Here is a 20,934-nt window from a genome sequence, read left to right on the forward strand (position 1 = left end):
GCACCGTCGCCCGGGCACAATCGCGACGAGGGAGAACTGTCGCGAGGACTCGGGTCTAGCCCTTGATCTTGGCTGCGACGTTCGTGGCCGCGGTGGTCCACACGGTGGCCGGGTCGCCGTCACCCTTGGTGAGCTGCAGTTCGGCCGCTCCCCAGTCCGCCCAGACCGACGCCATCTCGGGGATGGCCGGCATGGGAACACCGTCGAGGCCGATGCTGCCGAACGACTTGACGTCGGCATCCGTCTTCGAGACGGCTTCGTAGGCGCTCGTGAGGGCCGGCGGACGCCCGCCCACCTTGTAGAGCTCCTCCTGCACGGCGTTGGAGCCGAGGTAGGCGACCAGGAACTTGGTCGCCGCGATCTTGTTCTTGCTCTTCGAGCTGATGAAGAAGGCGTTCACGCCGAGGAACGGCTTGGCGGTCTGGCCGCCGGCCGAGGGAAGCGCGTCGATCGCGTACTTGACTCCGGCCTCCTTGATGGCCGGCACGTTCCACGGGCCGGTCAGGTAGTACGCCGACTCGCCCTTCTTGAACGCGTCGATCGCGATGTCGCCCGTGATGTTCGGTTGAGAATGCCCGCGGCACCCCACTGCTTGACCGCAGCGGCGAACTTGAGGCCGGCCGCGTCGCCGAGCGTGAGCTTGGACGGGTCGTATGTGCCATCGGCGTTCTGGGCGAAGACCGACGACCCGAACGAGGTCTGGAACGGGTACATGTGGTACGGGTCACCCTGCTTCGGGTCGAGCCCGAGCAGGAACGGGTACTTCACCGTGGCCGGGCTGGCCGCCATGGCTGCCTTTCCGTTGGCGATGACCTCGTCGAAGGTCTTCGCCGCGGAGGGGGCGAGCGCGGTGTTGCGCAGCAGCGCCACGTTCTCGATCGAGTACGGCAGGCCGTAGACGGTGCCCTCGTAGGTGACGGCCTGGATGGCGACCTTGGCGAACTCCCCGGACTTGTCGCCGAGCTCGAGCGGGGCGACGACACCGTTCTTCACGTAGGCACCGAGCTTGTCGTGCGGGCTGACGATCATGTCCGGGCCCTTGCCGGTGGGAACCTGGCTGATGAAGTCCTGGTCGACGGTGGCGAAGTCCTTCACGACGAGCTTCACCGTGACGCCGGTGTCCTTCTTGAACTGCGCCGCGACGGCCTTGAGAGCCGGGGCGCGCTGGGTGTCGACCCAGAGGGTGAGCGTGCTCGCCCCGCTCTTGGAGAGGTCGCTCCCCGTGGTCGAGGAGGACGAGCAGCCCGCGAGCGTCGTGGCCGCGAGAGCCGCGATCGTCAGCGTGGCGATGCCCAGCCAGGAACGTTTGGTCACCTTCATTGGTGTGCCTTTCTTCTGTGAGAGTGGGAAATGAACCCCTCAGCGCAGTGGCGAGAGGGCGTTCTCCCGGAGGCTTTGTGCAAGCGTTTACATGTAAAGCAAGCCAGCGAACCATTCGCAACACGACGACCGCATCGATACACGACCGTGAACAAAAGCCTTTTCCCGGGACGCACGGTCGGAATCGGATTATTCCCCACTAACTCCGCGAATTTCCGAGTCGTTCTCGATATCTCTGCAAACGCTTTCATCGCCACTGCCGCCGCGGGACGAATGCCTGGGCGCCGCCGATCTCGGATGCAACCGCTTACATTCCGGCCACTCGCATGCCCTAGGGTTTTCGCATGACTATGGGCAACGAATGGTGGCGTTCCGCCGTCATCTACCAGATCTACCCGCGCTCCTTTGCCGACGGGCAGGGGGACGACGGCATCGGCGACCTCATTGGGATCGCCGATCGACTGCCGGCCCTCGTCGACCTCGGTGTGGACGCGATTTGGCTGTCGCCCTTCTTCACCTCCCCCCAGAAGGACGGCGGCTACGACGTCGCGGACTACTGCGACGTCGATCCCCTCTTCGGCACCATTGCGGACTTCGAGGCGATGGAACGCCGCGCCCACGAGCTCGGCCTCAAGGTGATCGTGGACCTCGTTCCCAACCACACCTCCGACCAGCACACCTGGTTCGTCGAGGCGCTCGCCGCCGGGGAGGGCAGCCCGGAACGCGACCGGTACATCTTCCGCGAGGGCAAGGGCGCCACTGGCGAGCTGCCGCCCAACAACTGGGAATCCGTGTTCGGCGGGCCGGCCTGGACCAGGCTCACCAGGGCCGACGGCACTCCCGGCCAGTGGTACCTGCACATCTTCGACACCTCCCAGCCGGACCTCAACTGGGAGAATCCGTGGGTCCGCGACCAGTTCCGCGACATCCTTCGGTTCTGGCTCGACCGGGGAGTCGACGGCTTCCGGGTGGATGTCGCCCACGGCCTGATCAAGGAGGCCGGCCTCCCCGACTACACGGCCCCGGAATCCGGCGGCAGCATGGGCGGCGGTGCGGTGGGTCTCGAACCGGAGATTCTCGCGCACGCGGACTACGACCCGCCCACGCCGCCCTACTGGGCGCAGGACCGGGTACACGAGATCTACCGGGACTGGCACACCGTGCTCGAGGAGTACGAGGGCGACCGCGTGCTCTGCGCGGAGGCCTGGGTGGAGCCGCTCGCCAAGCTCGCCCGCTGGGTGCGGCCGGACGAGATGCACCAGGCCTTCAACTTCTCCTACCTCGAGACTCCGTGGAGCGGTCCGACCATGCGCCGCGTGATCGACGCGTCACTCGAGGCGTTCACCGGGGTGGGGGCGCCGAGCACGTGGGTGCTCTCCAACCACGACGTGGTGCGCCACGCCTCCCGCCTGGCGCTCACGGCGCCCAACCCCCAGGGCCACGGAATCGGCCCGAAGTCGCCCGGCCAGCCCGTGCGCGCCCTCGGGCTCACCCGCGCCCGCGCCGCCACCGCCCTCATGCTCGCGCTGCCGGGCAGCGCGTACATCTACCAGGGCGAGGAGCTCGGCCTGCCCGAGGTCATCGACCTGCCGGATTCCGCCCGCCAGGACCCCACCTGGTTCCGCACCAACCACGAGCGCTACGGGCGCGACGGATGCCGCGTGCCGATCCCCTGGGAGTCCGACAGCCCGTCCTACGGCTTCAGCACGGTGGGCGCGAGCTGGCTGCCCCAGCCGGCCGACTGGGGCCCGTACGCGCGCGATGCGCAGAGCGGCGTGCCAGACTCCACCCTCGAGCTCTACCGCACCGCCCTCGCGGTGCGTGCCGAACACGACCTCGGTCTTGGTGAGCTGGAGTGGCTGCCGGGCTACCCCGAGACTGTCGTCGCGTTCCGCAACGGCAACATCGTGGTGATCGCCAACACGGGAGGCACGGAGCCCGCCCTGCCGGAGGGCGTGGTCGTGCTCGCCTCGGAGCCGTTCACCGGCAACACCGTTCCGAACGACACCGCCGTCTGGCTGCGGGTCTAACGGGCGGCGCTACCGTCGCCCTAGTTCGCGTTGGCCTTGAGCCACGCGAACGGGTCGACGGGAGTGCCGGCGAGATGGATCTCGAGGTGCAGGTGAGCGCCGGTGGAGGCGCCGGTGCTCCCCACCTGTCCCACCAGTTCGGCCACCTTGACGACCTGGCCGACGGTGACCCGCACCGACCCGGTGAGCATGTGGGCGTAGACGCTCTGCACCTTCTTGCCGTTGATCACGTGGTCGATGATCACGTGGTTGCCGAGACCGCCGCGATCCTCCTGCACGAGGCTCACCACGCCATCCGCGATCGACTGGATCGGGGCCCCGGCGCCCGGCGTGAAGTCGAGTCCCTCGTGGAAGGTTGAGCAGTATCCGCAGTTGGCGACCAGCCGCTCGCCGAAGCCGCTCGCGATCGGCACGGCCACGGCGAATGGCCACTGGATGGTGCCGTTCGGGTCGTTCGAGTAGGAGAATGACCTGGTCGCCGCGGTGGCCTTCATTACCGCGACCTTCTTGACGAGAGAAACCACGGTGTACGAGTCGCGCGCCGGGGTCGTCACCACGACCTCGTTCTTCACCTCGAACACCTGCGCCGGCGCGGACTTCGCGGTGAGGGACGCCTCGACCGGCGCACGATAAAACGCGTTCGCCGGAAGCGAGGTCGCCACCAGCAGCGCCGCGGCGCCCAGCATCGCGCCGATGCTCAGGAGCCTGGGCAGAAGCCGTCTCGACGGTCTGACCGCGGCTGCCCTGGCTGGTGGAGCGACCGCGCGCGGGGTGCCCCGCCCCAGCGATTTCCGCTCACGCAGGTCCCGTCTGGACTGCGGAAGCGGCTCGGACACGTCGTGGACTCCTCAGGGCGGCTCGGCGGCGAGTGAGTCTGCGTCAGCCGTGATCGTCGTGAATTCGACGATCGCCGCCAACATTTGGCAGCGCTCACATTTGCCTAGGCTATCCAACCGAGAAGCGGATGGCCAGTACCCCGTTGGGGCGCCAGTGGCCGGAAGGTCAGTTGGCGTTTGCCTTGAGCCAGGCAAACGGGTCGACCGGGGTGCCGTCGAGGTGGATCTCGAGGTGCAGATGTGCGCCCGTCGATTCTCCGGTGCTGCCGACCTTGCCGATCACCTGGGTGACCTTCACGACGTCGCCGACCGCCACCGTCACCGAGCCGGTCTGCATATGCGCGTAGAGGCTTTGCACCTTCTGGCCGTTGACCACGTGATCGATGATCACGTGGTTGCCGTACGCGCCGGAGGAGCTGACGAGGCTCACCACGCCGTCGGCGATGGCGCCGATCGGCACGCCGGAGCCTGGCGTGAAGTCCACGCCCTCGTGGAAGCTCGAGCATCCGCCGCAGGGCGCAATCCGCGGCCCGAAACCGCTCGAGATCGGCACGGCCACCGGGAACGGCCACTGGATGGTGCCGTTGGGGTCGTTCGTGTAGTCGAAGCTCCCGTGGGTGTACGAGACGCGGATCTTCTGCGCGAGCGAGACCACGGTGTATGCGTCACGCGTCGGCGCCTGCACAAGCACCTTCTTGTCGACGGCGAGGGTCTGCGTGCGCACGGGAGCCTGGGAGACGGCGTCGAGGGCGTCGGCGGCACTGCCCTGCAGCGCCATCGCGGGAAGCGAGGTGGCCACGAGGAGAGCCCCGGCGCCGAGCATCGCGCTGAGGCTGACGAGCCTCTTCAGCAGCCGGCCCTTGGGCTGGCGCGACTTACGTGGTGCGGTGGATGCGGCGACCTGGCGCGCCATCCTGGACGGCTGGCGCGTGGGCTGCGCCTTCCGGGATTCGCTGGTCGGCGCCTTCTGGGCAGTGGCCTTCGTGGGCACGGTGGCCGCCGCTCTCCCGGTCGGCCTGGCTGCCCGCTCGCGAAGCTCACGGCGTGTGGGGAACGGCGAATCGCCGGATCCTGGAGTGATGCCGCTCATCGGTCACCGCATCCCAGCGCGTTCCGAGCGAGGTCGCTCGGCACCGGCACGGCGAGAATGGCGAGCAATGACAACGGGGCTTTCCTCCATGAGCGGATCCGCGTTGTATCACACGCAACCAGCAAAATGTTTCGGTGCGGTCGAATCGGACCGCTTTATAACGAATTCATAAAGGGTAAGTCATCCACCCCCCATCAGACAACCGTGAGCAATCCTCCGAGGCTTAGGCGCCGAGCCGGATGAGGGCATCCTCGAGGCGGGCCGCGAGCGCGGGTTCCCCCGCCAGCACGAATTCCCGGGATGCCGCCGCGCCGCGAAGACCGCCGACCCGCGCGCCGGCCTCCCGGGCGATGAGGGCGCCCGCGGCGTGATCCCACGGGCTCAACTGGCGCTCGTAGTATGCGTTGAGCCGACCGCAGGCGACGGCGCAGAGGTCGAGCGATGCGGTGCCCATCCGGCGAATGTCGCGCACCTGGTCGATGAGGCCCACGAGCACCGCAGCCTGCTCGGCCCGGATCGCGGCGAGGTAGGCGAAGCCCGTGCCGACGAGGGCCTGGGACAGCTCCACGGGCGGGGCGACGGCGATCGGCCGGTCGCCAAGACGGGCGCCTCCCCCGTCGGTGGCGCTGAAGACTTCCCCGGTGGCCGGGTTGATGACCACGCCGGCCAGGGCCCGCCAGGTGGCCGGATCCGGCTCGCCCTCGACGACGGCGATGCTCACCGCGTAATGCGGGATGCCGTAGAGGTAGTTGACGGTGCCGTCGATCGGGTCGACGATCCAGGTGAGCCCGCTCGAGCCGGAACCCGCCGCGCTCTCCTCGCCGAAGAACCCGTCGTCCCCTCGCGCCTCGAACAGCCGGGCCCGGATGAGCGCCTCCGTCTCGCGGTCCGCGAGCGTCACCACGTCTTCGAGCGACGACTTGCTCGCGGCCACCTGCACGCCCTCGGATCGGCGTCGCCTGGCGAGTTTGCCGGCCTCGATCGCAACATCCCTCGCCACGGCGAGGAGCGCCGCATTCGTCGATTCGACGGTCATGGTCGCCCTTCGGTGGTGCTGAAACGGCAAACGGCCCGGTCGTCAGACGCGGGCCGTGTACCTGTGGTGTTGCTGTGGCAAGTGCGAGATTCGAACTCACGAAGTCTAAGACGGCTGATTTACAGTCAGATCCCTTTGGCCACTTGGGTAACTTGCCATGTGCGACCGGCGAATCACGGGGATTCGATCGGATCGCGCTTAACAAGGATACAGGCTAGCGCGCCGCAGGAGAATCACCCGCGCGCGCAGCCAACCAGTAGGATTCTGGCTGTTGCGCGCGTACAAGCAGAGGAGCTTCGATGGCCGGCATCCAGGAGGTCGCCGAGCTCGCCGGAGTCTCGACCGCGACGGTGTCGCGCGCGCTGAGCGGCAACGGCCACGTGTCCCTGTCCACCCGGGCTCGGGTCGCCGAGGCCGCCGAGGCGCTGGGCTACGTCGTGAGCTCGAACGCCTCGAGCCTCGCGACCGGACGCACCCGCAATGTCGGGGTCGTGATCCCGTTCCTCAACAAGTGGTTCTACAGCTCGGTGATCGAGGGCGCGGAGAGCGCGCTGCTCGCCAACGGCTACGACCTCACTCTCTACAACCTCGGCGGGGGCGGCGACGAGCGCCGGAGCGTCTTCGAGCACTTCCTGCTGCGCAAGAGAGTGGATGCGGTGATCGCGATCTCGCTCGAGCTCACCCCGGCCGAGCTCACCGGCCTGCTCAACATCAACAAGCCCATCGTGGGCGTCGGCGGACCGCTCGCCGGGGTGCGCACGCTGAGCATCGACGACGTCTCCGTCGCGCGCCTCGCCACCGAGCACCTGCTGTCCCTCGGGCACACCTCGATCGGCCACATCGGAGGCAACGAGCAGTCCGAGCGCGATTTCCACCTGCCCACGAACCGGCGGGTGGGCTACGAGGCCGCGCTGCAGGCCGCGGGGATCTCGCCGGACCCGGAGCTCTTCCAGCGGGCCGACTTCACCATCCGCGGCGGCTACGCGGCCGGCAAGCAGCTCTTCGGCAATCCGCGCAAGAGACCGAGCGCGGTCTTCGCCGCCTCGGACGAGATGGCCATCGGCACGATCCTCGCCGCGCGCGACCTGGGCCTTCGGGTGCCGGACGACATCTCGGTGATCGGTATCGACGACCACGAACTGAGCGACTTCTTCGGCCTCACCACGATCGCGCAGTTTCCGCAGCTGCAGGGCAGGAAGGCCGTGGAGATCCTCATGGAGCAGCTGCACCCGAGTCTGCGCGCCCAGGGCACGCTCAACACCGCGCTGCCCTATGAGCTCATCGTGCGGTCGAGCACGGCGATGCGGTCCCGCACGTATTAGTTCGCAGAGCTTGATTCGCGGGGCCTGATTCGGAGGGACCGGTTCAGCCGTCCTAGTTCACCTGACCGGCGCGGCCTTGGCCGCGAGGGTGGCGTAGGACGCCGCATATCGGGCCACGTCGGCCACGTACTGGTCAGACCCGTTGTATGCGCGCACCCCGGCACGCCACCCCTCCTCCGCGCCCATCGCCGGGCTCGCCCGGCAGAGGTAGTGCGCCGCCGCCATCGTGGCGTCGTCGATGTTCTGCGGGTCCTCGCGCCCGTCGCCGTTGGCATCGGTGTGCCAGTTGCGCCACGTGCCGGGGATCAGTTGCATCGGTCCGACCGCGCGATCGATCGTCGCATCCCCATCGATCGCGCCCTTGTCGGTGTCCGGCACGTTCGCGAACGACCCTCCGTCGAGCGGAACGCCGTAGATGGGTGGGCCGACCAGGCCGCCCGCGTCGATCGACCCCCCGAAGATCGTGCCGTGGTGCGACTCCACCTCGCCGATGCCGGCGAGGGTGTTCCAGCCGATGTCGCAGCCCGGGCTCGCCCCGCTCATCTGGATCGCGACGCCGGCATAGGACTCGAGCGCCCTCGCCGGGATGCCGGATGCCGCCGAAACCTTCGCGATCCAGCCGGCCGCCGCCAACCCGGCCACGCCGACCGCCGCCGGCGAGGCGGAAAGCGCGACGGGCGCGGCCGGCGCCCAGCGCGCCGCGGGACCGGCGGGCGCCGCCACGTCGGCGCCCGGCTGCGGCGCCCCGAGGATCACGATGCCGGCGATCACCGCGACGCCGACGGCGACGGCGCCGACGGCGAGCAGCACCGACCAGAGAATTCGCATTGTGCTCCCATCATGCCGGGCGGCGCCCGTTAAACTGCTGCCATGGCTGATCCAACGTTTGACATCGTGAGCAAGGTCGACAAGATGGAGGCCGACAACGCCCTCCACCAGGCGCAGAAGGAGATCGCGCAGCGTTACGACTTCAAGAACGTGGGCGCCGAGGTCGACTGGAGCGGCGAGAAGCTCCTGCTCAAGGCGTCGTCGGAGGATCGGGTGAAGGCCGTGCTCGAGGTGCTCGAGGCGAAGTTCATCAAGCGCGGCATCAGCCTGCGCAGCCTCGACGCGGGCGACCCGTACCCCTCGGGCAAGGAGTACCGCATCGAGGTCTCGCTCAAGAACGGGATCTCCTCCGATGACGCCAAGAAGGTGTCCAAGCTCATCCGCGACGACGGGCCCAAGAGCGTCAAGGCCCAGATCCTGGGCGACGAGCTGCGCGTCACCTCGAAGAGCCGCGACGACCTCCAGACGACGATGGCGATGCTCAAGGGCGCCGACCTCGACATCGACCTGCAATTCGTCAACTTCCGCTGAGCCGCCCCACCCGACCCCGTGCTCACCGCCCTCGTCGCCTTCTTCACCAGCTCCGCCTTCACCACGATCGCGCTGATCATCGACATCTCGATCCGCGTGATCGCGGTGATCGTCGTGCCGCAGAACCGCAAGCCGCAGACGGCCATGGCCTGGTTGCTCGCGATCTTCATCCTTCCTCCCGTCGGCATCGTGTTGTTCCTGCTGTTCGGCAGCACCCGCCTGCCCCGGAGCCGGCGGGACAAGCAGGAGGAGATCAACACCTACATCCTCGACACGACGGAGGGCATGGACGACGTCGTGCGCGATCCGCCGTTCCCGCCCTGGCTCGACCCGATCGTCGAGCTCAACCGCACCCTCGGGTCGATGCCGCTCGTGGGCGGCAACACCGCCGATCTCTTCACCGAATACTCGAAGTCACTCGCGGCGATGACCGCCGCGCTGGGCGAGGCGACCAGGTTCATCCATGTGGAGTTCTACATCGTGAGCTACGACGCATCGACAACCCCATTCTTCGAGGCCCTCGAGGCGGCCGTCGCACGCGGGGTGAAGGTGCGCGTGCTGCTCGACCACGTCGCGTCCTTCCGTTCGCCCGGCTATCGCCGCACGATCCGCCAGCTGAAGAAGATCGGGGTCGACTGGCACCTCATGCTCCCCGTGCAGCCGTTCCGCGGAGCCTACCTGCGGCCCGACCTGCGCAATCACCGCAAGCTCCTTGTGATCGACGGGCGGATCGCGTTCACCGGCTCGCAGAACCTCATCGATCGCACATACAACAAGCCGGGCAACCTGAGACGCGGCCTGAAGTGGAAGGACTTCATGGTGCGCTACGAGGGTCCGATCGTGGCCGGCATCAACGCCCTCTTCGTCACCGACTGGTACAGCGAGACCGACGAGCTCCTGCTGCGCGAGGCGCCGGGTGTGCCGAGGCCCGGGGCCGGCCAGACGATGGATGCCCAGGTCGTGCCGAGCGGCCCGGGCTTCGACCTCGAGAACAATCTTCGTCTCTTCAACGCGCTGCTCTACAGCGCCCAGGAGAAGGTGATCGTGACGAGCCCGTACTTCGTGCCGGACGACTCCATGCTCTATGCGATCACCAATGCCGCCTACCGGGGCCTGGATGTTCAGCTCTTCGTCTCGGAGATCGGCGACCAGCCGCTCGTGTTCCACGCGCAGCGCAGCTACTACGAGGCGCTGCTCCGGGCGGGGGTGCGCATCTGGCTGTTCAAGGCGCCCACCATCCTGCACGCCAAGCACTTCACCATCGACGACCAGGTCGCCGTGATCGGCTCGAGCAACATGGACATGCGCTCCTTCACGCTCAACCTGGAGATCTCGGTGATGATGCAGGGCGCCGACATCGTGCGGCAGATGCGCGAGGTCGAGGAGTCGTATCGCGAGGAGTGCCGCGAGCTGACGCTGGAGGAATGGCTCGACCGACCGCGGCGCTCGAAGGTGCTCGACGACACCGCCAGGCTCACCGCCGCCGTGCAGTGACCCGGCGCCAGGCTAGTTCGAGCCGCGCGAGACGGCGACCATCTCGTCCCGGGGCACCACCTTCACCCGCGCCCGCCCGAGGGGCTCGCCGAGCGCCTTCTCGAACTCGTCGAGCGAGTGCCAGCCGCCGAGGTTGGTGTACTCGATGCCGCGGCTCTCCAGCAGCGCCACGATCGACGCCTCGTCCGGGTGCGCGGGCATCCACCAGTCGGCCTGGTCGTTGACCAGGTGCCGGATCGTCTCCATCGCGTCGCTCTTGGTGTGCCCGATGAGCCCGACCGGGCCGCGCTTGATCCAGCCGGTGGCGTAGACGCCGTGCACCAGCTGGTCGTGGTCGTCCAGAACCTGGCCCTCGCGGTTGGGGATCACCCCGCGCTTCTCGTCGAACGGGATGCCGTCGAGCGGGGAGCCGAAGTAGCCGACCGCACGGTAGACGGCCTGCACGGCCACCTCGCGGATCTCGCCCGTGCCGCGCACTCCGCCCTCGGCATCCGGCGCCGTGCGCTCGTACCGGAACGCCTCCACGGCGTCGTGGCCGACCACCTCGACGGGCTTGGCGTAGAAGTGCAGGTGCAGCCTGCGCGAGGCGGCGCCCGCCTCCCGCGCACGCCACTTCGTGAAGACCTTGTCGATCACGAAGACCTGCTTGTTGCTCGCGATCGCGGCGCGGGAGGCCTCGTCGTAGTCGAAGTCCTCCTCGTAGACCACCATGTCCACATCGGGGAGCTCGCCGAGCTCGCGAAGCTCGAGCGGCGTGAACTTCACCTGCATCGGCCCGCGCCGGCCGAACACGTGCACGTCGGTGACGGCGGAGTCCTTGAGCGCCTCGTAGACGTTGTCCGGAATCTCGGTCGGCAGCAGGTCGTCGGCGTGCTTGGCGAGCATGCGAGCCACGTCGAGCGCCACATTGCCGTTGCCGACAACCGCCACCTCCCTCGCGGTGAGCGGCCACTCGCGGGAGACATCGGGGTGCCCGTCGTACCAGCTGACGAAGTCGGCGGCGCCGTAGCTCCCCGGCAGGTCGATGCCTGGGATGTCCAGGTCGGCGTCGCGAACGGCCCCGGTCGAGAAGATCACGGCGTTGTAGTGCTTCTTGAGGTCGTCGAGGGTGATGTCCCGCCCGTAGAGCACGTTGCCGAACAGCCGGATCCTGCCCGTGTCCAGCACCTCGCGCAGGGCCGTGATGATGCCCTTGATCCGCGGGTGATCCGGCGCCACCCCGTAGCGCACGAGGCCGTACGGCGCCGGAAGCTGTTCGAAGAGGTCGATCGACACGTCGAAGTTGCGCTCGGTCTTGAGCAGGATGTCCGCGGCGTAGATTCCGGCCGGTCCTGCCCCGACAATGGCGAGCCTCAGTTTCGTCATTCTGTCTACTGCTCCATCGGTTGGGGTGGGGTGTCGGTCAGTGGGACCGTTCGACGATGCTCTCGGCGAAACGGGTGAGGGCCTTCTTCACCGGGCCGTTCGGCAGCGGCTCGAGCGCCTCCACCGCCTCGCGCGACCAGCGATGCGCCTCGTCGAGGGTCTTGCGGGTCACGGCGTGGTCGCGGAGTTCGCCGATCGCGGCGGACAGCTCCGCGTCTTCCGGCCTCGCCTCACCCTCCGCATAGACCACGGCGTTGATGTCGCGCTCGATGCGGGTGAGCAGGTCGGCAGCGTCGACGTCGCTTCGGGCGAGGTCGCGCAGGTAGAGCAGGGGAAGGGTGGAGACACCGGCGCGCAGGTCGGTGCCCGCCGTCTTTCCCGTGCCGTCCGCCGCCGGCGAGAGGTCGATCACGTCGTCGATGAGCTGGAACGCGATGCCGATCTTCTCGCCGAAGACCATCACCGGTGCCTGGTACTCCTCCGGAGCACCGCCGAAGATGACGCCCATCTGGCCTGCGGCGGCGATGAGCGAACCGGTCTTGTCGGCGAGCACGCGAAGGTAGTGCTCGATCGGGTCGTCGCCGGCCCGCGGTCCGATGGTCTCGTGCAACTGGCCGAGGCAGAGCCGCTCGAAGGTGTCGGCCTGCAGGCTGATCGCCCGCTCGCCGAGCCCGGACATGAGCTTCGACGCCCGGGCGAAGAGCAGGTCGCCGGTGAGGATCGCCACGGAGTTGCCCCACACGTTCTGGGCGCTGGCCACCCCGCGGCGCATGTTCGCCTCGTCCATGACATCGTCGTGGTAGAGCGAGGCGAGGTGCGTGATCTCGAGCGCCTGGGCGGCGCTGATCACCTTCTTGTTGTTGCCGGTGCCGAGCTGGGCGGTCAGCAGAGTGAGCGTGGGGCGAACACGCTTGCCGCCGGCCTCGAGCAGGTACCGGCTGGTCACATCCGCCAGGTCGTCGGCGAACGACATCTCCCTGAGGAGCCCGGCCTCCACTTCGTCGAGGCCCTCCTCGATGGCCTGGGCGAACCTGCGCTCGCTTGCCGACGAGAAGAGCCTCTCGCCCAGGCCGAGGGCCGAGTTGAGGCTGTTCCCACGACGCCCGTGGGGCACGCTCGGATTCACTGTGTCACCTGTCCGTCCGCATTACGCCAGAACCCCTAGGGCTTCGGAGCGCCAGTGTCTGTCGGTTTGGCCGTCGCCCGCGGAGTGCTCGTGCGCTTTGCCCGCGGCTTGACCACGCGGGCCGGCTTGCGACCGCGATGGAGAGCGACGACGCCGACCGTGAGGTTGCGGTAGGCGACGCGCGTGAAACCGGCACCGCGGATCCACTGGCTCAGGGTGACCTGGTCCGGCCATTCCCTGATCGAGTCGGCGAGATAGGTGTACGCCTCGGGATTCGAGCTGGCCGCGTCGACGACGGCCGGCATGATGTATTTCATGTAGGCCGAGTATCCGGCGCGGAAGAGGGCCCGCGGCGGCTTCGAGAACTCGCAGATCACGAGTCGTCCGCCCGGCTTGAGCACCCGGTACATCTCGGCGAGGGCCTTCTTCGGGTCCTCGATGTTGCGCAGGCCGAAGGAGATCGTCACCGCGTCGAACTCGTTGTCGCCGAACGGCAGCGCCATGGCGTCCGCCTGCACGAAGGTGATGCCGGGGTGCTTCACCCGGCCCACCTCGATCATGCCCGGCGAGAAGTCGGCGGCCACGACATCCGCGCCGCTCTTGGCGAGGGCGGCCGAGCTGGTTCCGGTGCCCGCGGCGATGTCCAGCACGCGTTCACCGGCCTGCGGGGCCACGGCGCGCACCGTCGCGATGCGCCAGATGAGCGAATTGCCCATCGACAGCACGGAGTTGGTGCGGTCGTAGTGTTTCGCGACCCCGTCGAACATCGCGGCAACCTCGTCCGGTTGCTTGCTCAAATCTGCCTTGGCCACTCGCCCAGTCTAGTTCAGCGAATCCGGCGCTCCGCTGGCACTCGGTTTCGCCGGGTTAGTCTTGGCAGGTGACCGGTTCCGAGCCCTCGAGCGTCGAGACCCCCGTACCCTCCCTCGTCGTCGAAACCATCGAGACGGACGATCTCGGCCCCCTCGTTCCCCTGCTCGACCGGGGCAATCCGCTTCTCTGGACACGCCGCGGCTACGGCCTCGTCGGCCACGGCGAGGCGCTGCGCCTGGAGTTCACCGGCGAGCGCCGCATGCTGGATGCCGCGGAGGCCTGGCAGCGAGTGGTCGCCGCCGCGACGGTGACCGACCCGCTCTCCCGCACCGGCACCGGACTGATCGCCATGGGTAGCTTCGCCTTCTCCGACCGGTCTCGGCGCACGAGTGTTCTCATCGTGCCGTCGATCGTGATCGGGCGGGACACCGACCAGAGCTGGGTCACGCGCATCGGAGTCGGCGCCCTTCCCGACCCTGTCGTGCCGCCCATGCAGCCATACGGCGGACCGTTCACGGTCGCCCTGCGCCCCGGCACTCTCGATGCCGACGGCTATCGCGCCGCGGTCGCCGCCGCCGTCGACCGCATCTGCAACCGCGACCTGAGCAAGGTGGTGATCGCCCGGGAGCTCGTGGGATCGATGCCGCCCGGCGCCGACCTCCGCCGCGCCATCGAGGCTCTCGCCCTCGGCTACCGCGACTGCTGGACCTTCAGCATCGACGGCTTCTTCGGGTCGAGCCCGGAGACCCTGGTGAGCGTCGACGACGGGTCGGTCTCGGCCCGGGTGCTCGCGGGGAGCGCGGCGCGCGGCAGCGACGAGCGGTCGGACGAGGACGCCGCCACCGCTCTCGCCACCTCGGCCAAGGACCAGGACGAGCACCAGTTCGCCGTGCAGAACGTGCTGGCGTCCCTGCGCAGTCACAGTCCAAACGTCACGGCGAGCGAGATGCCGTTCACGCTCAAGCTCCCCAACCTGTGGCACCTGGCGAGCGATGTGGAGGGCGAGCTCACCGACGGCTCCACCTCGCTCGACCTCATCTCGGCGCTGCATCCGACGGCGGCGGTCGCCGGCACTCCCACCGTGGAGGCCCTCCGCCTGATCGACGAGCTCGAGCCGTTCGACCGGGGCCGCTTCGCCGGGCCGGTCGGCTGGGTCGGGGCGGATGGCGACGGCGAGTGGGCGGTCGCGCTGCGCAGTGCCCAGGTCGACCCGGACGGCACGGTCACCGCCTACGCGGGCGCCGGCATCGTCGCGGGCTCGGTGCCGGAACGCGAGCTGGTGGAGACCAGGCTCAAGTTCCGGCCGATCGTCGAGGCGCTCGCGTAGCCGCACTGGATGCGGTGCGCCGCAGACTCCAGTTGTGCAGGACGCGTTGTGCAGGACGTTCTGGCGACTTGCGGGTGTCCGCCCCGCAGACTCCAGTTGTGCAGGACGGGTTGTGCAGGACTGCAGTAGCGGTTGTGCAGGACGGCCCGGGTGGAAAGCGAGGACGACAGGTGCAGAACCGACGGGAGCGTCCTGCAGACCGGGATCCTTCGGGTCACCACACCCCTGCCGCGTCCTGCACACGCTGTCCTGCACAACTGGAGTCTGCGAGGTAGGCGCCCAACCTCCGAGCCCCGTCCTGCAGAACACCGCCCGACCGACGCGGGCGGCACCGCCAAAAGGCCGACGACGGCCAGATGCGAAGGTCCGTAACGGTGTAGGCGAGCTGCCGTTCGGACCGTCAGCTGGCCAGCAGCCGCGCCTTCTCGGCGTCGACGTCGAAGTCCGCGAGGGGCCACTGCGGTCGGAGCGCGCGCGTCGCATCGAGCAGGATCCGCTGCACGGCGATCCGCGCGTACCACTTGCGATCGGCCGGCACCACGAACCAGGGGGCGGTGTCGGTTGACGTCTCCTCGAGCGCCCGCTGGTAGGCATCCATGTACTGCGGCCAGAGTTCACGCTCGTCGATGTCGCCCGGGTTGAACTTCCAGTGCTTGTCCTCGCGCTCCAGTCGCTCGAGCAGCCTCTGCTTCTGCTCGTGCTGGCTGATGTGCAGCATGACCTTGACGATCGTGGTGCCGCTCGCCGCGACCTCCCGCTCGAACTCGCGGATCAGCTCGTAGCGCTGCTCGATCACCGCCGGTTCGACGAGGCTGTGCACCCGCGCGACCAGCACGTCTTCGTAGTGCGAGCGGTCGAACACCCCGATCATGCCGGGCGTCGGCAGCCGCTTGCGCACGCGCCAGAGGAAGTCGTGGGAGAGCTCCTCCGGCGTGGGCTTCTTGAATCCGTAGTCCTGCACGCCCTGGGGGCTGATGCCGCCGATCACGTGCTTGACGATGCCGCCCTTGCCGGCGGTGTCCATCGCCTGCAGCACCAGCAGCACCGAGCGCCTGCCCTCGAACCGGCTCTCGGCCCACAACCGCTCCTGAAGGTCGTCCAGTTCGGCGCGGTTCTGTTCGAGGATCGCGGCGCCGGTCTTCTTGGACGCCGAGATGCCCGGGGTCGATGAGGTGTCCACCTCGGCCAGGCTGAATCCCGGCCTCACGGTGAGCAGCGGCGCGGGGTCGGAGGTCCAGGTCAGTTCCATGCGCCGATGGTACTCGCTAGCGAACCAGCGGCACCTCGACGAGGGTCGGGGAGTCGGATGCCGCGAGCGCCACGTCGAGTTCGCCGCGGGTGGTCGCGGTGCGGTACTCCCAGCCGTAGGCCGCGGCCAGGGCGCGCAGGTCGACCGACTGCGGGGTGTAGAGCACCCGGTCCAGCGCGTCCCGGGGGGCCGTCGCCGCCACCTCGAGGCCGTCGAAGATCGTTCCGCCGCCGTCGTTGCCGACCACCACCTGGATGCGCGGGCGTGCCTCGCCCAGCCCGAAGAGCAGCCCTCCGGCGTCGTGCAGAACGGCGAGGTCGCCGAGCAGCACCCTGGTCACGCCCAGCGTGCCGCCGGATGCCCCACCCGGGTCGAGGCCCGGGTCCTGGCTCGCCAGGGCGATGCCGAGACCGGTCGAGATGGTGCCGTCGATGCCGGCGAGGCCCCGGTTGGCGTGCACGGCGATCTTCTTGCCCTGCACCACGGCATCCGCCACCCGGATGAGCCTGGAGGCGCCGAGCACGAGCCGATCGTGCGGCCAGGTGAGACGCCACACGGTCTCCACGAGGAGGCGCCGGGTGATGGGCTCGCGGAAGGCGGCCAGTTGCTCCCGCGCGAAGTCACCCGCGCGTTCCTCGGCGGGCACGGGCTCGGATTGCGGCACGTCGGCCAGGAGCCGTTCACGGCCCGCCTGCACCCAGGTGCCGAGCCAGCGGCGCGCGCCGAGCGAGTCGTCGGGGCCGCCGTCGTGGCTGGCGAAGTCGTGCACGCTGCTCGCCCGGCGCCCCGGGTTGTACGGCTCGGCGCCCGGCGCCCGGATCACCCGCACGGTCACGCCGTCTCGCTCGAGCAGGGCGGGCACCTCGCGGCTGAGGGTGGGGTGCCCGAACACGATCGCACGCTCCACTCGACCGCCGAATTCGGGGTCGGAGAGCAGGTCACGGTAGGAGCCCACGAGGTTCGGGCCGAACCGGGAGCCGCTGGAGACCTCCGCGATCAGCGGCACGCCGATCGACCGGGCCAGCGCCTCCGCCTGCGGTCCGGCGCCGTGCCCGGCGACGACCACGGTGTTCGGAGCGTGCTCCACCTCGAGCCCGCGCCGGAGCGTCGGCTCGGGCCACTGGTGCTCGTCGAGGTGCGGCAGCCGGCCGACCGGCCCCGAGAGCGGCTCGCGAAAGGCGAGGTTCAGCTGCACCGGTCCCGGCGTCGAGGAGTGGCCGGCTGCCGCGGAGTACGCCTCGTGCGCCACCTGGCCGGGGTAGTCCGGATCGAAGCCGGTGTGGCTCGGTGCCTCGACATCGCGCACCCAGGTGACCGCGGGCCCGAAGATGCCCACCTGCTCGCTGGTCTGGTTGGAGCCGATCCCGCGCAACTCGAGCGGCCGGTCGGCGGTGAAGAGGATGAGCGGAACGCCGGAGTGGTGCGCCTCCAGCACGGCGGGGTGCAGGTTCGCCACCGCGGTGCCCGACGTCGTGATCACGAGCACCGGCGTGCGGGTCTCGACGGCGAGCCCGAGCGCGAGGAAGCCGGCGACGCGCTCGTCGATGCGCACCCGCAGGCGAATCAGGCCGGCCTGCTCGAACGCCGCCGCGGCGAGGGCGAGCGCCTGCGACCGGGACCCGGGGCACAACACGACGTCCCGCACGCCGCGACGAACCAGCTCGCCGAGAATCGCCACCGCAAACTCCGTTGCCGGGTTCGCGTCCGGCCGCTCCGCCGCCACTAGTCTTTGCTGTTGTTCTGGTCGTCGTCCAGCTCGGCGAGGCGCTCCTCGAGTTGGCGGATGCGCTCCTCGCGCTGCTTGTCTTCGCCCAGCCGGCGCAGGAATTCCGGGTCGTCGTCCGGGGCGATCGGCCCGCGCGACTGGCGCTGGGCCGGGCTGCGCGACGAACGGTCCTTGCCAATGGTGAACCACAGCACGGCGCCGATCACCGGGACGAGCAGCACGATCGCGGCCCAGAGATACTTCGGCAGTGCGCGCACGCGGGTCCCGCTCGTCATGATCACGTCGATCAGGGCGAAGATCGTGAACGCCAGATAGGCAATCAAGAGGATTAGGGCGAGGCGGGTCATGCCCAGATTGTAAGCCGCGATCCTGATTACTGCAGGGCAAATCGTACAGTCACGGTGCCTAGACTGGAAGGCGTGAAATCGTCTCGCCAGTGGCTGGTCTACACCGCGATCAGGGTCGGCATCTTCGCCGTCGTGCTCGCCGCGCTGCTGCTGGTGGGTGTCACCGGCTGGATCGCGGCGATCGTGGCCGCGGTGATCGGCCTGTGCGTGTCGTACATCTTCTTTCGCCCCCAGCGGGATGCCGTGGCGAAGAGCATCGTCGAGATCCGCGCAGCCAAGGACCGGGACGCCGACAACGAACTCGAGAACGAGATGCTCGACCGCCTAGAAGGCGATGGCAGCCGCCAGGCCTAGCCCGAAGAGCAGCGCGGTGAGGCTCGTGAGCTTGAGCGCGAGGATGAACTCCGGCGCCGTCTTACCCGTGAGCGTGATGATCACCGCGGGAATCGCCACGAGCAGGGTGAAGAACACGTACGGCGCCTTGTCGTAGAACACGCAGAAAAAGACCAGGATCACGAACGGGATCGTCACGAACACGGTGAACAGCACCCGAGACGCGCGGTTGCCGACGAGCACCGCGAGGGTGCGCTTCTTGGCCAGTCTGTCTTGTTCGAGATCCCGCAGGTTGTTGACCATGAGCACCGCGCAGGCGAGGAGGCCGGCTGCCGTGCCGGCGAGCCAGCTCTCGGTGTTGACCGTGCCGACCTGGGTGTAGGTGGTTCCGGCGGTGGCGACGAGGCCGAAGAACACGAAGACGAACACCTCGCCGAGCCCGTAGTAGCCGTACGGGTGCTTGCCTCCCGTGTAGAAGTAGGCGGCGACGATGCACACCGCGCCCACGGCAAGCAACCAGTAGAAGCCCGAAAGCACCACGAGAACGACGCCGGCGACCCCGCCGAGCGCGAAGAAGGCGAGCGCGACGGCCAGCACGGTGCGCGGTTTGGCCGCTCCGCTGCCGGTGAGCCTCGACGGGCCGACTCGGTAGCGATCTGTGCCGCGGATGCCGTCGGAGTAGTCGTTCGCGTAGTTGACGCCGATCTGCAGCGACACGGCCACCACCAGGGCGAGAAGCGCCCGCACCCAGTGCCAGCCCGGATTCGAGAGGAGGAACGCGGATGCGGTGCCCAGCGCGACCGGGGACACCGCCAGGGGGAGCGTGCGCAGCCTCGCCCCGCCGATCCAATCGGAGGCGCTCGCCTTGCGCACGGCCACGCGGGGCGGCTGGCCGCCCGGTCTGCCGCTCTTTCCGCTCTTGCCGCCCTTGCCGCCCTGGCCGGGGCGCGGAACCTTCTCCGGGTCGATTCGTCTCTGGACGGGTCTGCTCGCGTTAGCCACGCACAAATCCTACTGACGCCGCGGTTCGACTCCGGCCGAGGCCGCCGCGAGTTCGGCCAGCACCACGCGGTCCGGCTTGCCGCTCGACAGCAGCGGGATGGCGTCGAGTCGCACGATGGCGGCCGGGGCGGAGGCCGCGCCGAGCGTCTCGGCCACGGCCGAGCGCAGTTCGGCGAGCGGCAGCACCCCCGTGCTGAAGACCACCGGCACCTCGCCCCAGGCGACACTCGGCGCGCGCACCGCCACGGCATCCGCGAGGCCGTCCAGGCCGCGCACGACCCGCTCGATCGCCTCGAGCGACACCTTGACCCCGCCGGAGATGAGGATTCCGTCGAGCCGCCCGGTCACGGTCAGCACGCCGTCGACGATCTCGCCGGTGTCGCCCGTGCGGTACCAGCGGGTGCCGTCCGCCTCGTGGAAGGCCGCCGCCGTTCGCTCCGGATCGCCGAGGTAGCCCTCGGCGAGCATCGGTCCGGCGAGCTCCACCTGCCCGTTCTCGATCCTGGCCTGGGCCGTGCCGATCGGCACTCCGTCGTACACGCAGCCCCCCGAAGTCTCGCTCGAGCCGTAGGTTCGAGTGACGTTGAGGCCCAACTCGAGCGCCCGCCCCACGAGCTGCGGCGGCGTGGCCTGGCCGCCCACGAGCATCCGGTCGAAGCGCCGCAGCGCCTCGAGCACCCCGAGGTCGTTCTCCGCTGCGTCGACGAGCCGGGCGAGCTGGGCCGGCACGAGCGAGGTGAACCGCAGCTCGCCGTCGAGCCGCCCGCTCGCCGCGGCGAAGGCGACGGCGTCGAAGTGCCCGGGCGGCATGACCACCGGCTCGGTCTGGGCGGAGATCGAGCGCACGAGCACGTTGATGCCCGCGATGTAGTGCGCGGGCAGGGCGAGCAGCCACTGGCCGGGCCCGCCGAGCGAGGCCTCCGAGGCGGCGGCGCTGCCGAGGATGGCGTTGGCCGCCAGCGCGACTCGTTTCGGGACGCCCGTGGAGCCGCTCGTCTCCACGACGAGGGCCACGCGCTGCTCGACAGTCGCTGGCAGGCCGTTGCTCGGCGCCCCGGGAAGCACCGCCGCGCCTCCGGCGAGCGCGTCGCGCAGGGCCTCGAGCACCACGACGGGGTCGTCGGCCGGCACCACCCGGAGCGGCCGGCTCACCGCGCCC

General features: G+C 69.1%; 20 protein-coding genes and 1 tRNA gene. 6 read left to right on the forward strand and 15 right to left on the reverse strand.

Translation table 11 applies throughout. The annotated features are described in order from the left end of the window. Positions 1 to 55: 55 nt before the first annotated feature. Positions 56 to 589 (reverse strand): extracellular solute-binding protein, encoded by a 534-nt coding sequence (locus tag ACHZD8_RS17140; protein WP_394771643.1) that lies wholly within the window; start codon positions 587 to 589, stop codon positions 56 to 58. Beyond that, positions 502 to 1,320: an extracellular solute-binding protein gene (locus ACHZD8_RS17145; RefSeq protein ID WP_394771644.1), complete on the reverse strand. Its 819-nt coding sequence runs from the start codon at positions 1,318 to 1,320 to the stop codon at positions 502 to 504. Before ACHZD8_RS17145 ends, ACHZD8_RS17140 begins: the two co-directional genes overlap by 88 nt. A gap of 344 nt (positions 1,321 to 1,664) precedes the next feature. Between ACHZD8_RS17145 and ACHZD8_RS17150 the strand changes: the two genes are divergently transcribed. Beyond that, complete coding sequence (locus ACHZD8_RS17150) at positions 1,665 to 3,350, forward strand: glycoside hydrolase family 13 protein (protein ID WP_394771645.1); 1,686 nt, start codon at positions 1,665 to 1,667, stop codon at positions 3,348 to 3,350. A gap of 20 nt (positions 3,351 to 3,370) precedes the next feature. On the opposite strand, the gene ACHZD8_RS17155 is transcribed toward ACHZD8_RS17150, so the two are convergent. The 4 genes from ACHZD8_RS17155 to ACHZD8_RS17170 form a co-directional block, all read right to left on the reverse strand. Then, positions 3,371 to 4,186 carry a M23 family metallopeptidase gene (locus ACHZD8_RS17155; protein ID WP_394771646.1) on the reverse strand — a complete coding sequence of 272 codons (816 nt, stop codon included), beginning with the start codon at positions 4,184 to 4,186 and terminating at the stop codon, positions 3,371 to 3,373. Positions 4,187 to 4,352: 166 nt separating this feature from the next. Next, positions 4,353 to 5,276, reverse strand: a complete 924-nt coding sequence (locus ACHZD8_RS17160) for a M23 family metallopeptidase (RefSeq protein WP_394771647.1) — start codon at positions 5,274 to 5,276, stop codon at positions 4,353 to 4,355. A 223-nt stretch (positions 5,277 to 5,499) separates the two neighbouring features. Next, entirely contained in the window at positions 5,500 to 6,312 is an 813-nt protein-coding gene (locus ACHZD8_RS17165; RefSeq protein WP_394771648.1) for an inositol monophosphatase family protein, read from the reverse strand. A 75-nt stretch (positions 6,313 to 6,387) separates the two neighbouring features. Next, a tRNA-Tyr gene (locus ACHZD8_RS17170) sits at positions 6,388 to 6,469 on the reverse strand. A gap of 142 nt (positions 6,470 to 6,611) precedes the next feature. Here ACHZD8_RS17170 and ACHZD8_RS17175 point away from each other — a divergent pair. Then, on the forward strand, positions 6,612 to 7,634 hold the full coding sequence (locus tag ACHZD8_RS17175; RefSeq protein ID WP_394771649.1) for a LacI family DNA-binding transcriptional regulator: 1,023 nt from the start codon (positions 6,612 to 6,614) through the stop codon (positions 7,632 to 7,634). 57 nt (positions 7,635 to 7,691) lie between these two features. On the opposite strand, the gene ACHZD8_RS17180 is transcribed toward ACHZD8_RS17175, so the two are convergent. After that, complete coding sequence (locus ACHZD8_RS17180) at positions 7,692 to 8,462, reverse strand: lytic murein transglycosylase (protein ID WP_394771650.1); 771 nt, start codon at positions 8,460 to 8,462, stop codon at positions 7,692 to 7,694. Between the two features lie 42 nt (positions 8,463 to 8,504). On the opposite strand from ACHZD8_RS17180, the gene ACHZD8_RS17185 reads away from it, so the two are divergent. Together ACHZD8_RS17185 and cls are read left to right on the forward strand one after the other, a co-directional pair. Further along, positions 8,505 to 8,993 carry a YajQ family cyclic di-GMP-binding protein gene (locus ACHZD8_RS17185; protein ID WP_394771651.1) on the forward strand — a complete coding sequence of 163 codons (489 nt, stop codon included), beginning with the start codon at positions 8,505 to 8,507 and terminating at the stop codon, positions 8,991 to 8,993. An 18-nt stretch (positions 8,994 to 9,011) separates the two neighbouring features. Next, positions 9,012 to 10,487, forward strand: a complete 1,476-nt coding sequence (cls, locus tag ACHZD8_RS17190) for a cardiolipin synthase (protein ID WP_394771652.1) — start codon at positions 9,012 to 9,014, stop codon at positions 10,485 to 10,487. A 12-nt stretch (positions 10,488 to 10,499) separates the two neighbouring features. Here cls and ACHZD8_RS17195 read toward each other — a convergent pair whose 3' ends face one another. From ACHZD8_RS17195 to ACHZD8_RS17205, 3 genes are read right to left on the reverse strand one after another with little or no spacing between them, the layout of a single operon-like run. After that, positions 10,500 to 11,852 (reverse strand): FAD-dependent oxidoreductase, encoded by a 1,353-nt coding sequence (locus ACHZD8_RS17195; protein WP_394771653.1) that lies wholly within the window; start codon positions 11,850 to 11,852, stop codon positions 10,500 to 10,502. 37 nt (positions 11,853 to 11,889) lie between these two features. Beyond that, positions 11,890 to 12,978: a polyprenyl synthetase family protein gene (locus ACHZD8_RS17200; protein WP_394771654.1), complete on the reverse strand. Its 1,089-nt coding sequence runs from the start codon at positions 12,976 to 12,978 to the stop codon at positions 11,890 to 11,892. A gap of 35 nt (positions 12,979 to 13,013) precedes the next feature. Further along, a complete protein-coding gene (locus ACHZD8_RS17205; protein WP_394771655.1) occupies positions 13,014 to 13,790 on the reverse strand; it encodes a demethylmenaquinone methyltransferase in 777 nt (258 codons plus the stop codon). A 68-nt stretch (positions 13,791 to 13,858) separates the two neighbouring features. Between ACHZD8_RS17205 and ACHZD8_RS17210 the strand changes: the two genes are divergently transcribed. Then, positions 13,859 to 15,118 (forward strand): isochorismate synthase MenF, encoded by a 1,260-nt coding sequence (locus tag ACHZD8_RS17210; RefSeq protein WP_394771656.1) that lies wholly within the window; start codon positions 13,859 to 13,861, stop codon positions 15,116 to 15,118. A 400-nt stretch (positions 15,119 to 15,518) separates the two neighbouring features. On the opposite strand, the gene ACHZD8_RS17215 is transcribed toward ACHZD8_RS17210, so the two are convergent. The 3 genes from ACHZD8_RS17215 to ACHZD8_RS17225 are packed head-to-tail and all read right to left on the reverse strand — an operon-like array spanning position 15,519 to position 18,440. Beyond that, positions 15,519 to 16,367 (reverse strand): polyphosphate kinase 2 family protein, encoded by an 849-nt coding sequence (locus ACHZD8_RS17215; protein WP_394771657.1) that lies wholly within the window; start codon positions 16,365 to 16,367, stop codon positions 15,519 to 15,521. A gap of 16 nt (positions 16,368 to 16,383) precedes the next feature. Further along, positions 16,384 to 18,045: a 2-succinyl-5-enolpyruvyl-6-hydroxy-3-cyclohexene-1-carboxylic-acid synthase gene (gene menD, locus ACHZD8_RS17220; RefSeq protein WP_394771658.1), complete on the reverse strand. Its 1,662-nt coding sequence runs from the start codon at positions 18,043 to 18,045 to the stop codon at positions 16,384 to 16,386. 44 nt (positions 18,046 to 18,089) lie between these two features. Then, the gene (locus ACHZD8_RS17225) at positions 18,090 to 18,440 is read right to left on the reverse strand and encodes a PLD nuclease N-terminal domain-containing protein (RefSeq protein WP_394771659.1); all 351 of its coding nucleotides are present in this window, start codon (positions 18,438 to 18,440) and stop codon (positions 18,090 to 18,092) included. 72 nt (positions 18,441 to 18,512) lie between these two features. On the opposite strand from ACHZD8_RS17225, the gene ACHZD8_RS17230 reads away from it, so the two are divergent. Then, positions 18,513 to 18,794: a DUF4229 domain-containing protein gene (locus tag ACHZD8_RS17230; protein WP_394771660.1), complete on the forward strand. Its 282-nt coding sequence runs from the start codon at positions 18,513 to 18,515 to the stop codon at positions 18,792 to 18,794. On the opposite strand, the gene ACHZD8_RS17235 is transcribed toward ACHZD8_RS17230, so the two are convergent. Both ACHZD8_RS17235 and ACHZD8_RS17240 read right to left on the reverse strand, forming a co-directional pair. Continuing rightward, positions 18,765 to 19,646 carry a 1,4-dihydroxy-2-naphthoate polyprenyltransferase gene (locus ACHZD8_RS17235; protein ID WP_394771690.1) on the reverse strand — a complete coding sequence of 294 codons (882 nt, stop codon included), beginning with the start codon at positions 19,644 to 19,646 and terminating at the stop codon, positions 18,765 to 18,767. The two genes, ACHZD8_RS17230 and ACHZD8_RS17235, sit on opposite strands and share 30 nt — an antisense overlap. Positions 19,647 to 19,784: 138 nt before the next feature. Beyond that, positions 19,785 to 20,927, reverse strand: coding sequence for an AMP-binding protein (locus ACHZD8_RS17240; protein WP_394771661.1), 1,143 nt, complete (start codon positions 20,925 to 20,927; stop codon positions 19,785 to 19,787). Positions 20,928 to 20,934: the final 7 nt, after the last annotated feature.

The sequence above is a fragment of the Lacisediminihabitans sp. genome (assembly GCF_043726815.1).
Lineage (GTDB): Bacteria > Actinomycetota > Actinomycetes > Actinomycetales > Microbacteriaceae > Lacisediminihabitans.